General features: G+C 63.6%; 15 protein-coding genes. All 15 read left to right on the top strand.

Annotated features, from left to right (window positions below):
• The first annotated feature begins 6 nt into the window (after positions 1-6).
• The 15 genes from efp to nuoL all read left to right on the top strand — a co-directional run bounded on the left by efp (position 7) and on the right by nuoL (position 13,676).
• Positions 7-570 carry an elongation factor P gene (gene efp, locus ASE75_RS07355; RefSeq protein ID WP_055931295.1) on the top strand — a complete coding sequence of 188 codons (564 nt, stop codon included), beginning with the start codon at positions 7-9 and terminating at the stop codon, positions 568-570.
• A gap of 190 nt (positions 571-760) precedes the next feature.
• On the top strand, positions 761-1,573 hold the full coding sequence (locus ASE75_RS07350) for an inositol monophosphatase family protein (protein WP_055931292.1): 813 nt from the start codon (positions 761-763) through the stop codon (positions 1,571-1,573).
• Positions 1,574-1,827: 254 nt separating this feature from the next.
• A complete protein-coding gene (locus ASE75_RS07345) occupies positions 1,828-2,202 on the top strand; it encodes an NADH-quinone oxidoreductase subunit A (RefSeq protein WP_055931287.1) in 375 nt (124 codons plus the stop codon).
• Positions 2,193-2,738 carry a NuoB/complex I 20 kDa subunit family protein gene (locus ASE75_RS07340; RefSeq protein WP_055931285.1) on the top strand — a complete coding sequence of 182 codons (546 nt, stop codon included), beginning with the start codon at positions 2,193-2,195 and terminating at the stop codon, positions 2,736-2,738. The genes ASE75_RS07345 and ASE75_RS07340 overlap by 10 nt, the downstream gene beginning before the upstream one ends.
• Positions 2,735-3,580, top strand: coding sequence for an NADH-quinone oxidoreductase subunit C (locus tag ASE75_RS07335; RefSeq protein ID WP_055931282.1), 846 nt, complete (start codon positions 2,735-2,737; stop codon positions 3,578-3,580). The genes ASE75_RS07340 and ASE75_RS07335 overlap by 4 nt, the downstream gene beginning before the upstream one ends.
• A 17-nt stretch (positions 3,581-3,597) precedes the next feature.
• Entirely contained in the window at positions 3,598-4,812 is a 1,215-nt protein-coding gene (locus ASE75_RS07330) for an NADH-quinone oxidoreductase subunit D (protein ID WP_443025310.1), read from the top strand.
• Positions 4,813-4,841: 29 nt separating this feature from the next.
• On the top strand, positions 4,842-5,147 hold the full coding sequence (locus ASE75_RS07325; protein ID WP_443025309.1) for a nuclear transport factor 2 family protein: 306 nt from the start codon (positions 4,842-4,844) through the stop codon (positions 5,145-5,147).
• Entirely contained in the window at positions 5,147-5,815 is a 669-nt protein-coding gene (locus tag ASE75_RS07320; RefSeq protein ID WP_055931271.1) for a complex I 24 kDa subunit family protein, read from the top strand. Before ASE75_RS07325 ends, ASE75_RS07320 begins: the two co-directional genes overlap by 1 nt.
• Positions 5,806-7,116: an NADH-quinone oxidoreductase subunit NuoF gene (gene nuoF, locus ASE75_RS07315; RefSeq protein ID WP_055931268.1), complete on the top strand. Its 1,311-nt coding sequence runs from the start codon at positions 5,806-5,808 to the stop codon at positions 7,114-7,116. The genes ASE75_RS07320 and nuoF overlap by 10 nt, the downstream gene beginning before the upstream one ends.
• Positions 7,116-9,110, top strand: coding sequence for an NADH-quinone oxidoreductase subunit NuoG (gene nuoG / locus ASE75_RS07310; protein WP_055931265.1), 1,995 nt, complete (start codon positions 7,116-7,118; stop codon positions 9,108-9,110). The genes nuoF and nuoG overlap by 1 nt, the downstream gene beginning before the upstream one ends.
• Entirely contained in the window at positions 9,107-10,159 is a 1,053-nt protein-coding gene (gene nuoH, locus ASE75_RS07305) for an NADH-quinone oxidoreductase subunit NuoH (protein ID WP_055931263.1), read from the top strand. Before nuoG ends, nuoH begins: the two co-directional genes overlap by 4 nt.
• Complete coding sequence (gene nuoI / locus ASE75_RS07300) at positions 10,156-10,641, top strand: NADH-quinone oxidoreductase subunit NuoI (protein ID WP_055931260.1); 486 nt, start codon at positions 10,156-10,158, stop codon at positions 10,639-10,641. The genes nuoH and nuoI overlap by 4 nt, the downstream gene beginning before the upstream one ends.
• Before the next feature lie 46 nt (positions 10,642-10,687).
• The gene (locus ASE75_RS07295) at positions 10,688-11,299 is read left to right on the top strand and encodes an NADH-quinone oxidoreductase subunit J (protein WP_055931258.1); all 612 of its coding nucleotides are present in this window, start codon (positions 10,688-10,690) and stop codon (positions 11,297-11,299) included.
• Positions 11,296-11,604 (top strand): NADH-quinone oxidoreductase subunit NuoK, encoded by a 309-nt coding sequence (gene nuoK / locus ASE75_RS07290; protein ID WP_055931255.1) that lies wholly within the window; start codon positions 11,296-11,298, stop codon positions 11,602-11,604. Before ASE75_RS07295 ends, nuoK begins: the two co-directional genes overlap by 4 nt.
• Positions 11,605-11,609: 5 nt before the next feature.
• On the top strand, positions 11,610-13,676 hold the full coding sequence (nuoL, locus tag ASE75_RS07285) for an NADH-quinone oxidoreductase subunit L (RefSeq protein WP_055931248.1): 2,067 nt from the start codon (positions 11,610-11,612) through the stop codon (positions 13,674-13,676).
• The last annotated feature ends 9 nt before the right edge of the window (positions 13,677-13,685 follow it).

The raw sequence follows: 13,685 nt of genomic DNA, 5'->3' as shown, positions 1-13,685 counted from the left end.
GGCTCCATGAAGATCAATGCGGTCGAAATCCGCCCCGGCAACATCCTCGAATATGAAGGTGGCATCTGGCGCGCGGTCAAGATCCAGCACACCCAGCCCGGCAAGGGCGGCGCGTATATGCAGGTCGAGCTGAAGAACCTGATCGACGGTCGCAAGAACAATGTCCGCTTCCGTTCGGCCGAGAGCCTGGAAAAGGTGCGGCTCGACACCGTCGACTTCCAGTTCCTGTTCCGCGAGGGTGACACGCTGACCTTCATGGACAAGGTCAATTACGAGCAGATCACGCTCGACGCCGACATTCTGGGCGAGGCGGCCGCGTTCCTGCAGGACGGCATGGACGTGGTGATGGAGCTTTGGGAGGAACGCCCGATCTCGGTCCAGTTGCCCGACACGATCGAGGCGCTGATCGTCGAGGCGGACGCGGTGGTAAAGGGGCAGACCGCCTCGTCCAGCTACAAGCCGGCGGTGCTGGAAAACGGCGTGCGCGTGATGGTGCCGCCGCATATCGGTGCCGGCACGCGGATCGTCGTAGACGTATACGAGCAGACATATGTGAGGCGCGCGGACTGAGTCTGACTGGACGGACAGCATGGCTGTCCGTCCAGTCAGACCGGCCGGCGCGCGAAGCGCGGCCGACGACGCGGGCTTTGCTCGTGGCGCCCTGGAACGCCCCACCCCCGACCCCTCCCGCACGCGGGAAGGGAGAGTAGAATACCCACCCCCGACCCCTCCCGCGTGCGGGAGGGGGGAGTAGAAGACAATGCCAGCCCAATCCGGCCTCATGACCGTCATCGAGCGCGCCGCGCGCAAAGCGGCTCCGCGCCTGCGCCGCGACTTCAACGAGGTCCAGTTGCTGCAGGTCAGCCGCAAGGGGCCGGCCGATTTCGTGACGATGGCCGACCAGCGCGCCGAACAGACGATCTATGAGGAACTCTCGCGCGCGCGCCCCGACTGGGGGTTCCTGATGGAGGAGCGCGGCGAGGTGGCGGGTGATCCCAACAAGCCGCGCTTCATCGTCGATCCGCTGGATGGCACGTCGAACTTCCTGCACGGGATCCCGCATTTCGCGATTTCGATCGCGGTCGAGGAGCCGATGCCGAACGGCAAGCGCGAGATCACGACGGCGCTGGTCTATCAGCCGCTGACCGATGAAAGCTTCACCGCCGAAAAGGGGCGTGGGGCCTGGGTGCAGGAGCAGCGGTTGCGCGTATCGTCGCGGCGCGATCTGTCCGACGCGCTGATCGCGACCGGCATCCCGTTTCTGGGGCATGGCGATTTCGTGCAGTGGAGCCGCATTTTCGGCGCGATCGCACCCGAAGTCGCCGGTATCCGGCGCTTTGGCGCGGCCTCGCTCGACCTCGCCTGGACCGCCGCCGGCCGGTATGACGGGTTCTGGGAGTCGGGCCTGGCCCCGTGGGACGTCGCGGCCGGCATGTTGCTGGTCAAGGAAGCCGGCGGGTTCGTCAGCGACTATCGCGGCGGCGACAAGGTGATGGAGCGCAAGGAGTTCCTGGCCGCCAACGACGCGCTGCATTCGCGCATGCACAAGCTGATCGCCAACGCGCTGCGGTGAGTTTCGCTTGTCTGTCACCCTCGCGCAGGTGAGGGTTCCGCTGCTGCCCTTTTCCTGCCGGCAGAAGACGCAGAAGCTGGATCCTTGCCGTCGTGAGGGTGGCGGGCCGGAGCTTGGTGGCATCCTTTGCTAACCTATGTTCCAGCACCGGCCCAAAGGTGTTTTGCGAGTGATTCTCACAGGGTCTCACGCTTGCCCGACCCGCGCGCAGAGCCTAAAGCGCAACCATCACCTTCGCACCTGCGAGAAGCCCATTGGTCGATCTGTCGCAATACCTGCCCATTCTCCTGTTCCTCGGCGTCGCGCTCGCGTTGTCGACGGCGTTCGTCGTGCTGCCGATGGTGGTCGCCAAGGCGACCGGCGCGCACAAGCCGAACGCCGACAAGCTGAGCGAATATGAGTGCGGTTTCCCCGCGTTCGAGGATCCGCGCAGCCAGTTCGACGTGCGCTTCTATCTGGTCGCGATCCTGTTCATCATCTTCGATCTCGAGGCCGCGTTCCTGTATCCATGGGCCGTGTCGGTGTTCAACCTCGGCTGGACCGCCTGGATTTCGATGATGATCTTTATCGGCGAGCTTGCGCTCGGCCTTGTCTATGCATGGAAGAAGGGAGCACTCGATTGGGAGTAGAGCTCACGACCCCCGCGGCCAGCGGCGCGATGCTGCCGCCCGATCAGGGGTTCTTCGACAATCTGAACGGTGAACTGACCGACAAGGGATTCCTGGTCACCACGACCGAGGATCTGTTCGCCTGGGCGCGTACCGGTTCGTTGTGGTGGATGACATTCGGGCTGGCGTGCTGCGCGGTCGAGATGATCCACGTCAACATGCCGCGCTATGATCTTGAGCGGTTTGGCGCGGCCCCGCGCGCGTCGCCGCGCCAGTCCGACGTGATGATCGTCGCGGGCACGCTGTGCAACAAGATGGCCCCGGCGCTGCGCCGCGTCTACGACCAGATGTCCGAGCCGAAATATGTGATTTCGATGGGCAGTTGCGCGAATGGCGGCGGCTATTATCATTACAGCTACAGCGTCGTTCGCGGGTGTGACCGGATCGTGCCGGTCGATATCTACGTTCCCGGATGCCCGCCGACCGCCGAGGCCTTGCTGTACGGCATCATGCAGCTGCAACGGAAAATCCGCCGCAGCGGGAGCATCGAACGGTGAGGGCGCCTGCTCCCGCCTATGCCGCCAATGATGGCGTGATCGACGCTGTCCGTGCGGTGCTGGGTGCTGGTCTGTATGACGGCGTCGATCATGTCGGCGAAGTCGCGCTGCACGTCCGGCGCGAAACGCTGGTCGATACCATGGTCGCGCTGCGTGATACGCCGGGGCTGGAATATCAGCAGCTGATGGAAATCGCCGGCGTCGACTATCCGGATCGCGACGAGCGGTTCGAGGTGGTCTATTGCCTGTTGTCGCTGACCCGCAACCACCGCATCCGCGTCCATGTCGCGACCGATGAGGAAAAGCCGGTGCCGTCGGTGACGGGGATCTGGCCGGTCGCGGGCTGGCTGGAGCGCGAGGTGTACGACATGTACGGCGTGCTGTTCAGCGGCAATTCGGACCTGCGTCGCATCCTGACCGATTACGGTTTTCGTGGCCATCCGCAGCGCAAGGACTTCCCGCTCTCTGGGTTCGTCGAACTGCGCTATTCGGAGGAGGCGAAGCGCGTGGTCTATGAGCCGGTGAAGCTGGCGCAGGATTTCCGCACGTTCGACTTCACGAGTCCCTGGGAGGGCGCGGAATATGTCCTGCCGGGCGATGAAAAGGCGGCTCTGCCGCAGGCCAAGGGCGCGCCGACGCCGTTGAGTGCCGCCGAGATTGCCAAGGCCGCCGCGGCCGCGACCCCGACCAAGGCACCGCCAGCCGAACCGAAGGCAAGCGAGTCGACCGCGCAGACGGGCGCGGGCGAGCGCGATCCTGGCAACGAGGCCAGGGACAAGCCGGTGAATCCCGACGTCGTGCCGACCACGGGTGCCAATGCCAGCGGAGGACAGAACCAGTGAGCGACTATGTCGACGAACTGCTGGGCCATAGCGATGCCGCCGATCCGACGACCGGCGATGTCACCATCCAGAACTACACGATCAATTTTGGTCCCCAGCACCCGGCGGCGCACGGCGTGCTGCGTCTGGTCATGGAACTGGACGGCGAAATCGTCGAGCGGGTCGATCCGCATGTCGGCCTGCTCCATCGCGGCACCGAGAAGCTGATCGAGTACAAGACGTACCAGCAGGCGCTGCCCTATTTCGACCGGCTCGATTACTGCTCGCCCTTGTGCATGGAGCATAGCTTCGTGCTGGCGGTCGAGAAGCTGCTCGATCTGGAGGTGCCGGAGCGGGCGCAATATCTGCGCGTATTTTTCGCCGAACTGACGCGCATTTCCAATCATATGCTGAACCTGGGTTCGCATGTGATGGACGTCGGTGCAATGACGCCGAACCTGTGGCTGTTCGAGATTCGCGAAGACTGCATGAACTTCTTCGAGCGCGCGAGCGGCGCGCGGATGCACGCGAACTACTTCCGGCCGGGTGGCGTCCATCAGGACGTGCCGCTGAAGCTGTTGACCGACATCGGCGACTGGCTCGACACGCGCCTGCCGCGCCTGTTCGAGGACGCGATTTCGCTGGTCGCGGACAACCGTATCTTCAAGCAGCGCAATGTCGACATCGCCGTGGTCAGCCGCGACGATGCGGTGAAATGGGGCTTTTCCGGCCCGATGATCCGTGGATCGGGCATTCCGTGGGATCTGCGCAAGTCGCAGCCCTATGACGTATATGCCAAGATGGACTTCGACGTGCCGGTCGGCACGCGCGGCGATTGCTATGACCGGTTCATGGTGCGCGTCGAGGAAGTGCGACAGTCCGCGCGGATCATGAAGCAGTGCCTGGCGCAGATGCCCGAAGGCCCGATCATGACCACCGATCGCAAGGTCGGCCCGCCCAAGCGCGCCGAGATGAAGCGGTCGATGGAGGCGCTGATCCATCACTTCAAGCTGTATACCGAGGGCTATCATGTGCCCGCCGGCGACGTGTATGTCGCGACCGAAAGCCCCAAGGGCGAGTTCGGCGTGTATCTGGTCGCGGACGGCACCAACAAGCCGTATCGCTGCAAGATCCGTCCGACCGCGTTCAGCCACCTGCAGGCGATGGACTTCATGACCAAGGGCCACATGCTCGCGGACACGACTGCGATTCTGGGCGCGATGGACATCGTGTTCGGGGAGTGCGATCGGTGAGCGATCCGCGTATCGACACCGCGCACCGGATGATTGCGCTCTATAATGCGCAGGACGCCGATGGCTATGTCGAGCATATGACCGATACGGCGTGCGAGGCGACCTATCGTGGTGCCGTCCTGCGCGACGGTCGTGAGGGTGTGCGTTCCGGTCTGAAGGCCATGTTCGCACAGTTCCCGCAGAACCGGGCGGATATCCTGGCATCGTGGCGGCTTGGCGATACGGTGGTGTTGCACGAAACCGTGTCGCGCGCGCCGGACGGCGAGCAGTTCGACGTCATGTCCATCTATTCCTTCAGCGGCGACAAGGTCGATCGCGTGGAGTTTATTCGCTAATGGCTGACGCACCAAAAATTCCCGACGAAGCCGAGACTCGCGCGCGCTGGGGTGCGTTCGCATGGTCGGACGAAAACCAGATCAAGGCGAACGAGATCCTTGGGCGCTACCCCAAGGGTCGCGAACAGTCGGCGTCGATCCCGTTCCTCGACCTCGCCCAGCGGCAGGTCGGTGAGGAAACGCAGACGCAAGGCTGGTTGCCGGTGCCGGTGATCGAGTTCGTCGCGCGCGCGATCGGCGTGCCATACATGCGCGTGTACGAGGTCGCCACCTTCTACACGATGTTCAATCTCGCCCCCGTCGGCCGGTTTCATGTGCAGGTCTGCGGCACGACGCCGTGCGTGCTGCGCGGGTCGGACGACGTGCTGGCGGCGTGCAAGAACAAGGGCCTCATCAAAGGGCGGACGACACCCGACGGCCTGTTCACGCTGACCGAGGTAGAGTGCATGGGCAATTGCTCGAACGCGCCGATGGTCCAGATCAACGACGATAATTTCGAGGATCTCGACTATGACAGCACGACTGCGATCCTTGAGGCGCTGGCGCGTGGCGAAAGCCCGAGGGCCGGACCACAGAACGGGCGGAAATCGAGCGAGCCGATCGGCGGCCCGACCTCGCTGACCGCGATGGTCGACGAAAACCACGATTACCGGGGCGAATGGGCATGAGCCTGAGCGACAAGGACCGTATCTTCACCAACGTCTATGGCTATCAGCCATGGAATATCGACGCGGCGATCATGCGCGGCGACTGGGACGATACCAAGGCGCTGATGACGCTGGGTCAGGACGCGATCATCGACGTCGTCAAGGCGTCGGGTCTGCGCGGGCGTGGCGGCGCGGGCTTCCCGACCGGCACCAAATGGTCCTTCATGCCCAAGGAGCCGAAGGCCGACCGGCCGAACTTCCTGGTCATCAACGCCGATGAGTCCGAGCCGGGCAGCTGCAAGGACCGGGAGATCATCCGCCACGATCCGCACAAGCTGATCGAGGGTGCGCTGATCGCCGGTTACGCGATGCGCGCGCGCGCCGCCTACATCTACATTCGCGGCGAGTACATCCGCGAGGCCGAGACGCTGTTTTCGGCCGTGGCCGAGGCGTATGATCGCGGCTTCATTGGCAAGAATGCTTGCGGGTCGGGCTACGACTTCGACGTGTTCGTCCACCGGGGCGCGGGCGCATATATCTGCGGCGAAGAAACCGCGATGCTCGAAAGCCTTGAGGGCAAGAAGGGCCAGCCACGGCTAAAGCCGCCATTCCCGGCGGGCGCGGGTCTGTACGGCTGCCCGACGACGGTCAACAATGTCGAATCGATCGCGGTGGCGCCGACGATCCTGCGGCGTGGCGCGGCCTGGTTCTCCAGCTTCGGCGCGGAGAATAACCGCGGAACCAAGCTGTTCCAGATCAGCGGCCATGTCGAGCGGCCGTGCGTGGTCGAGGAGGCGATGAGCATTCCGTTCCGCGAACTGATCGAAAAGCATTGCGGCGGGATCCGTGGCGGCTGGGACAATCTGCTGGCGGTGATCCCCGGCGGATCGTCGGTGCCGTTGGTGCCGGCGGCCGAGATCATGGACGCGCCGATGGACTTTGACGGCCTGAAGGCGGTCGGGTCGGGTCTGGGCACCGCGGCGATCATCGTTATGGACAAGTCGACCGACATCGTCCGCGCGATCGCCCGCCTCAGCTATTTCTACAAGCATGAAAGCTGCGGCCAGTGCACGCCGTGCCGTGAGGGTACCGGCTGGATGTGGCGCGTGATGGAGCGGATGCGGACCGGCGACGCCGAAATTTCCGAGATCGACACGCTGTATCAGGTGACCAAGCAGATCGAGGGCCATTCGATCTGCGCACTGGGCGATGCGGCCGCATGGCCGGTCCAGGGCCTCATCAAGCATTTCCGCCCCGAGATGGAGCGCCGTATCCGCGAGCGCGGTGGTGACACCGCACCGATGATGGAAGCCGCTGAATAATGCCTATTGTCAAAGTCGATGGCGTCGAGATCGAGGTGCCGCAGGGTGCCACCGTGCTGCAGGCGTGCGAGCTTGCCGGCAAGGAAATCCCGCGTTTCTGCTACCACGAGCGTCTGAGCATCGCCGGCAATTGCCGGATGTGCCTGGTCGAGGTGAAGCCTGGTCCGCCCAAGCCGCAGGCGTCGTGCGCCTTGCCGGCGGCGGACAAGCAGGAAATCTTCACCAATACGCCGATGGTGAAGAATGCCCGCGAGGGCATCATGGAGTTCCTGCTCATCAATCATCCGCTCGATTGCCCGATCTGCGATCAGGGCGGCGAGTGCGATTTGCAGGATCAGTCGGTTGCTTATGGCCGCGGCCATTCGCGGTATGACGAGAACAAGCGCGCGGTCACCGAAAAATATATGGGGCCGATCGTCAAGACGGTCATGACCCGGTGCATCCAGTGCACACGCTGCATCCGCTTTGCCGAGGAAGTTGCCGGCGTCGAGGAGATCGGCGCGATCGGTCGCGGCGAGAACATGCAGATCACGTCGTATCTGGAACATGCCGTCACCAGCGAGCTGTCGGGCAATGTCGTCGACCTGTGCCCGGTCGGTGCGCTGACGTCGAAGCCCTATGCATTCGAGGCGCGCCCGTGGGAGCTGCGCAAGACGCTGACCATCGACGTGATGGACGCGGTCGGCACCAATATCCGCCTCGATAGCCGGGGCCGTCAGGTGCTGCGCTGCGTGCCGCGGATCAACGACGACGTGAACGAGGAGTGGGCGACCGACAAGACGCGGCATGCGGTCGACGGTCTGGTCCGCAACCGCCTCGACAAGCCTTATGTCCGCAAGAACGGCAAGCTGGTCCCGGCGACCTGGGACGAGGCATTCGCTGCCATCGCCGCGGTCGATGCGGGATCGAGCGTCGCGGCGGTCGCCGGCGATCTGGTCGATTGCGAGACGATGTACGCGGCCAAGGCGCTGCTCGCCAAGCTTGGCTCGACCATGCTCGAGGGCCGTCAGACCGGCATGGCGTATGACACGTCGAGCCTGGCCGCGGTCAACTTCAACACCACGATCGCCGGCACCGAGCGCGCCGACGCGATCCTGCTGGTCGGCACCAACCTGCGCTGGGAAGCGTCGCTGGTGAACACGCGAATCCGCAAGGCGATCAAGAAGGGCGCGAAGGTCTTCGCGATCGGGCCGGAAACCGAGCTGACGTACCCGGTGACGTGGATCGGCGACGATCTGGCCCTGCTCGGCACTTTGCCCGAGGCGGTGACTGAGGCGTTTGCCGGGGCGGAGCGGCCGATGGTGATCGTCGGCGGTGGTGCGCTGAAGGGTGGCCATGGCGCCGCGCTGAAATTGGTCGAGACGCTGGGGCTTATCAAGGGCGACTGGAACGGCTTCAACGTCGTGCATATGGCGGCGTCGCGGATGGGCGGGCTGATGCTCGGCTATGCGCAGGCGGGCGGCATTGCCGACGTGATGGGCGCGAAGCTTGGCTTTTTCCTCGGTGCGGACGAGGTCGATTTCGATGCGTTCGCCGGGTTCAAGGTCTATGTCGGCCATCACGGCGACAAGGGCGCGGCGAAGGCCGACGTGATCCTGCCGGGCGCGACCTATGCCGAGAAGTCGGGGACGTGGGTCAATCTGGAAAGCCGCGTCCAGCGAGGTGAGCGCGCGGTATTCCCGCCGGGCGACGCGCGCGAGGACTGGACGATCTTCCGCGCGCTGTCCGACGTGATGGGTCACCGGCTGCCGTTCGACACCCTGCCCGAACTGCGCAAGGCGATGGCCGCCGATGTGCCGATGCTGGCGACCGAGGGTCTGAAGACTTTCGACTGGTTGGCACCGGCGATCGACGGTACGGCGCAGGGCGTGATGACCGGCTATCCGATCAAGGATTTCTACCTGACCAACGCGATCTGCCGCGCCAGCCCGACCATGCAGCGGTGCTCGGCCGAACTGGTCCATGGGGCTGACTATGCGGAGGCGGCGGAATGACCGCGTTCTTCAATCAGACGGTCGGCTTCGGCTACGGCCTGTCGTGGTTCCTCGCGACGATCATCGGCATCCTGGTCATCGCGCTGCCGCTGATGCTGGCGGTGGCGATGATTATCTACGCCGACCGCAAGATCTGGGCAGCCATGGCGCTCAGGCGTGGGCCGAACGTGGTCGGTCCGTACGGTCTGCTCCAGTCGTTTGCCGACGGCCTGAAGGTGTTCCTGCAGGAAACGATCGTTCCAACGGCCGCGAACAAGGGCCTGTTCCTGCTCGCGCCGATCATCACCTTCACGGTTGCGCTGATCGTCTGGGCGGTGGTGCCGTTCGGCGACGGCGTGGTGCTGGCCAACATCAATGTCGGCCTGCTGTATGTGCTCGCGGCGTCGTCGCTCGGCGTGTACGGGATCATCATCGCCGGTTGGGCGTCGAACTCGAAATATCCCTTTTACTCGGCGTTGCGCGCGGCGGCGCAGATGGTGTCGTATGAAGTCGCGATCGGCTTCGTATTGATCTCCGTCGTGCTGTGGACCGGCAGCTTCAACCTGTCGGCCATCGTGCTGAACCAGAAGTCGCACGTCTGGATCTTCAACGGCTACTTCCTGAACCCGTTGCTGTTCCCGATGGCGGTGGTGTTCTTCATCTCGTCGTTGGCCGAGACGCAGCGCGCGCCGTTCGATCTGACCGAGGCGGAATCGGAACTCGTCGCTGGCTACCAGACCGAATATTCGTCGATGTCGTTCGCGCTCTACTGGCTTGGTGAATATGCCAACGTCCTGTTGATGTGCGCGCTGAACGCGACGCTGTTCTGGGGTGGCTGGTTGCCGCCGATCGACTGGGCGCCGCTGTACATGGTGCCCGGCATCATCTGGATTTTCGCGAAGATCCTGGTGTTCTTCTTCCTGTTCAGCTGGGTGAAGGCGACCGTGCCGCGCTATCGCTATGACCAGCTGATGCGTTTGGGGTGGAAGGTGTTCCTGCCGCTGTCGCTGTTCTGGGTTTTCCTCGTGTCGGGTTATCTGATGCTCGATCGGGTTGGAGTGGGTTCATGAGCGTCGCTCGTTACATCAAGGCCTTCACCCTCTGGGAGTTTTTGAAGGCCCATGCGCTGACCCTGAAGTATTTCTTCAAGGAAAAGGCGACGATCAACTATCCCTATGAGCGCAACCCGGTGTCGGCGCGGTTCCGCGGCGAACACGCGCTGCGTCGCTATCCGAACGGCGAGGAACGCTGCATCGCGTGCAAGCTGTGCGAGGCGGTATGCCCGGCGCAGGCCATCACGATCGAGGCCGAGCCGCGCGACGACGGCAGCCGTCGCACGACGCGCTACGACATCGACATGACCAAGTGCATCTATTGCGGACTGTGTGCAGAGGCGTGCCCGGTCGACGCGGTTGTCGAGGGACCGAATTACGAGTTCTCGACCGAGACGCGCGAGGAGCTGATGTACGACAAGGCCAAGCTTCTCGATAATGGCGATCGTTGGGAGCGTGCGATCGCAGCAAACCTTGCCGCCGACGCGCCGTACCGTTAATGCGCGCCCAATTCCAATCCGGACGGTCTAGGGGGCCGAGCACATCGTGATCCAGACCTTGGCTTTTTATCTGTTCGCTATCATCGTGGTCGCAAGCGGTGCGATGACGATTTCGTCGCGCAACCCGGTGCATTCGGTGCTGTGGCTCATCCTGGCGTTCTTCAACGCCGCCGGGCTGATGGTGCTGGTGGGGGCCGAGTTTATCGCGATGCTGCTTGTCATCGTCTATGTCGGCGCGGTCGCGGTACTGTTCCTGTTCGTCGTCATGATGCTCGATATCGACTTCGCCGAAATGCGGACCGGTTTCGTGAAATATCTGCCGCTGGGCTTGGCGATTTCGGTCGCGCTGCTGGCTGAGATGGTGATCGCGGTTGGCGCGTGGAGCACGGGCTCGATTCAGCTGGCCCGTCGTGCCGCGCCGATCGAGGCAGCGGTGCCGAATATCGAAGCCATCGGCAACCTGCTGTACACGCGGTATCTGTTCATCTTCGAGGGTGCGGGCCTGGTCCTGCTGGTCGCCATGATCGGCGCGATCGTGCTGACGCATCGCCAGCGTGGCGGCGTGAAGGCGCAGAGCATTCCGCACCAGATCGCGCGCCGTCCGCAGGATGCGACGCGCAACACCAATCCGCCCGTCGGGCAGGGAGTCGAGCTGTGACCGTCGGTCTCGTCCATTATCTGGTCGTCGGGGCGATCCTGTTCGGCCTCGGCGTGCTGGGCATCGTCGCCAACCGGAAGAACCTGATCGTCATCCTGATGGCGATCGAGTTGATCCTGCTGGCGGTGAACATCAATTTCGTCGCGTTCTCCGCGTACCTCCAGGATCTGGTGGGTCAGGTGTTCGCGATGTTCGTGCTGACGGTGGCGGCGGGTGAGGCGGCGATCGGGCTGGCCATTCTCGTCATTTATTTCCGTGGTCGCGGCACCATCGCGGTCGACGACGTCAACCGGATGAAGGGGTAAATCGGTTGATCCTTCTGATCGTCTTCCTGCCGTTGCTGGCAGCCGCCATTGCCGGACTTGGCAATCGCACGCTGGGCAACGTGCCGGCCAAACTCGTCACGACCGGGGCGCTGTTCGCTTCGTGCCTGCTGTCCTGGCCGATCTTCATCGGTTTCCTGACCGGCAGCAATGTCGCGACCGTCACGCCGGTGCTGCACTGGATCACCAGCGGCACGTTTGACGTGTCGTGGTCGTTGCGTGTCGATGCGCTGACCGCGGTCATGCTGGTCGTCATCACCAGCGTCTCGGCGCTCGTCCACCTGTATAGCTGGGGCTATATGGACGAGGATCCCGACCAGCCGCGCTTCTTCGCCTATCTGTGCCTGTTCACCTTCGCGATGCTGATGCTGGTCACCGCGGACAACCTCATCCAGATGTTCTTCGGATGGGAGGGTGTCGGTCTGGCGTCGTATCTGCTGATCGGTTTCTGGTTCAAGAAGCCGTCGGCGAGCGCCGCCGCGATCAAGGCGTTCGTCGTCAACCGCGTCGGCGATCTCGGCTTCATGCTCGGCATCTTCGGCACGTTTCTGGTGTTCGGCACCGTGTCGATCCCGGCGATCCTTGCGGCCGCGCCGGCGATGGCGGGGTCGACGATCGGCTTTCTGTGGTTCCGCGCGGATACCATGACGGTGCTGTGCCTGCTGCTGTTCGTCGGTGCGATGGGCAAGTCGGCGCAGCTCGGGCTGCACACCTGGCTGCCCGACGCGATGGAGGGGCCGACCCCGGTGTCGGCGCTGATCCATGCTGCGACGATGGTCACGGCCGGTGTCTTCATGGTGTGCCGCCTGTCGCCGATGTTTGAGATGAGCCCGACCGCGTTGACCGTCGTCACCACCGTTGGGGCCGCGACCTGCCTGTTCGCGGCAACCTGCGGTCTGGTCCAGACCGACATAAAGCGCGTTATTGCCTATTCGACCTGTTCGCAGCTGGGCTACATGTTCTTTGCCGCCGGTGTCGGCGCGTATGGCGCGGCGATGTTCCATCTGTTCACCCATGCGTTCTTCAAGGCGTTGCTGTTCCTGGGGGCCGGCTCGGTCATCCATGCGATGCATCATGAGCAGGATATGCGGTTCTATGGCGGACTGCGGAAAAAGATCCCGCTGACGTTCTGGGGCATGATGGCGGGTACGCTGGCGATTACCGGCGTCGGTATTCCGGGTATCTTCGGCAATGCCGCGTTCGGGTTCGCCGGCTTCCATTCGAAGGATGCGATCATCGAGGCCAGCTGGGCCGCTGGGCAGCCGGGTGTATGGTTTGTTGGCGTGCTCGTCGCACTGTTGACCAGCTTCTATTCGTGGCGCGTGATGTTCCTGACCTTCTGGGGCACGCCGCGCTGGGCCGCATCGGAGCACATCCAGCATGCGCTTCACGATGCGCACGGGCATGACGCGCACCACGCGGATGACGCTCATGCGGCACACCACGCGCACGATCATCACGACGTGCATCATGCGCCGGCGACCGGCGATGGCGGGTATCATCCGCACGAGAGCCCGCTGTCGATGCTGGTTCCGCTGATCGTCCTGTCGATCGGTGCGGTGCTGGCGGGCTTCGCATTCCACGGCTTCTTCATTGAGCCGGAAGCGGGTGAGACGTTCTGGAAGGGGGCGATCGCCTTCCGCGAACACCTGATGCACGAGATGCATGGTGTGCCGGTTGCCATCAAGCTGTCGGCTACGATCGCGATGCTGCTGGGGCTATACATCGCTTGGTATTCGTACATCCGCTCGCCATCGTTCCCGGCCAAGGTCGCGGAGCAGTTCCGGGTGTTGTACAATTTCCTGCTGCACAAATGGTATTTCGACGAGCTTTACGACCTGATCTTCGTTCGCCCCGCCTTCGCGATCGGCCGCATCCTGTGGCACCGCGGCGACGAGCAGACGATCAACCGCTTCGGGCCGGACGGCTCGGCGTGGCTGGTACAGGCGGGCAGCCGGCTCGCGGGTCGTTTCCAGACTGGATATGTCTATTCCTATGCGTTCGTCATGTTGATCGGGCTGACCGCTGCGGTCACCTGGGCCATTGCGGGTTGAGGGTGCTGA

The organism is Sphingomonas sp. Leaf17, assembly GCF_001421505.1.
In the GTDB taxonomy this organism is placed as follows: Bacteria; Pseudomonadota; Alphaproteobacteria; order Sphingomonadales; family Sphingomonadaceae; genus Sphingomonas.
This window is presented reverse-complemented; position numbering and strand designations above follow the sequence as displayed.

Coding starts and splice junctions, on each gene's coding strand:
- efp (WP_055931295.1), top strand. CDS start 7: ATGAAGATCAATGCGGTCGAAATCCGCCCCGGCAACATCCTCGAATAT.
- ASE75_RS07350 (WP_055931292.1), top strand. CDS start 761: ATGCCAGCCCAATCCGGCCTCATGACCGTCATCGAGCGCGCCGCGCGC.
- ASE75_RS07325 (WP_443025309.1), top strand. CDS start 4,842: ATGATTGCGCTCTATAATGCGCAGGACGCCGATGGCTATGTCGAGCAT.
- ASE75_RS07320 (WP_055931271.1), top strand. CDS start 5,147: ATGGCTGACGCACCAAAAATTCCCGACGAAGCCGAGACTCGCGCGCGC.
- nuoF (WP_055931268.1), top strand. CDS start 5,806: ATGGGCATGAGCCTGAGCGACAAGGACCGTATCTTCACCAACGTCTAT.
- nuoG (WP_055931265.1), top strand. CDS start 7,116: ATGCCTATTGTCAAAGTCGATGGCGTCGAGATCGAGGTGCCGCAGGGT.
- nuoH (WP_055931263.1), top strand. CDS start 9,107: ATGACCGCGTTCTTCAATCAGACGGTCGGCTTCGGCTACGGCCTGTCG.
- nuoI (WP_055931260.1), top strand. CDS start 10,156: ATGAGCGTCGCTCGTTACATCAAGGCCTTCACCCTCTGGGAGTTTTTG.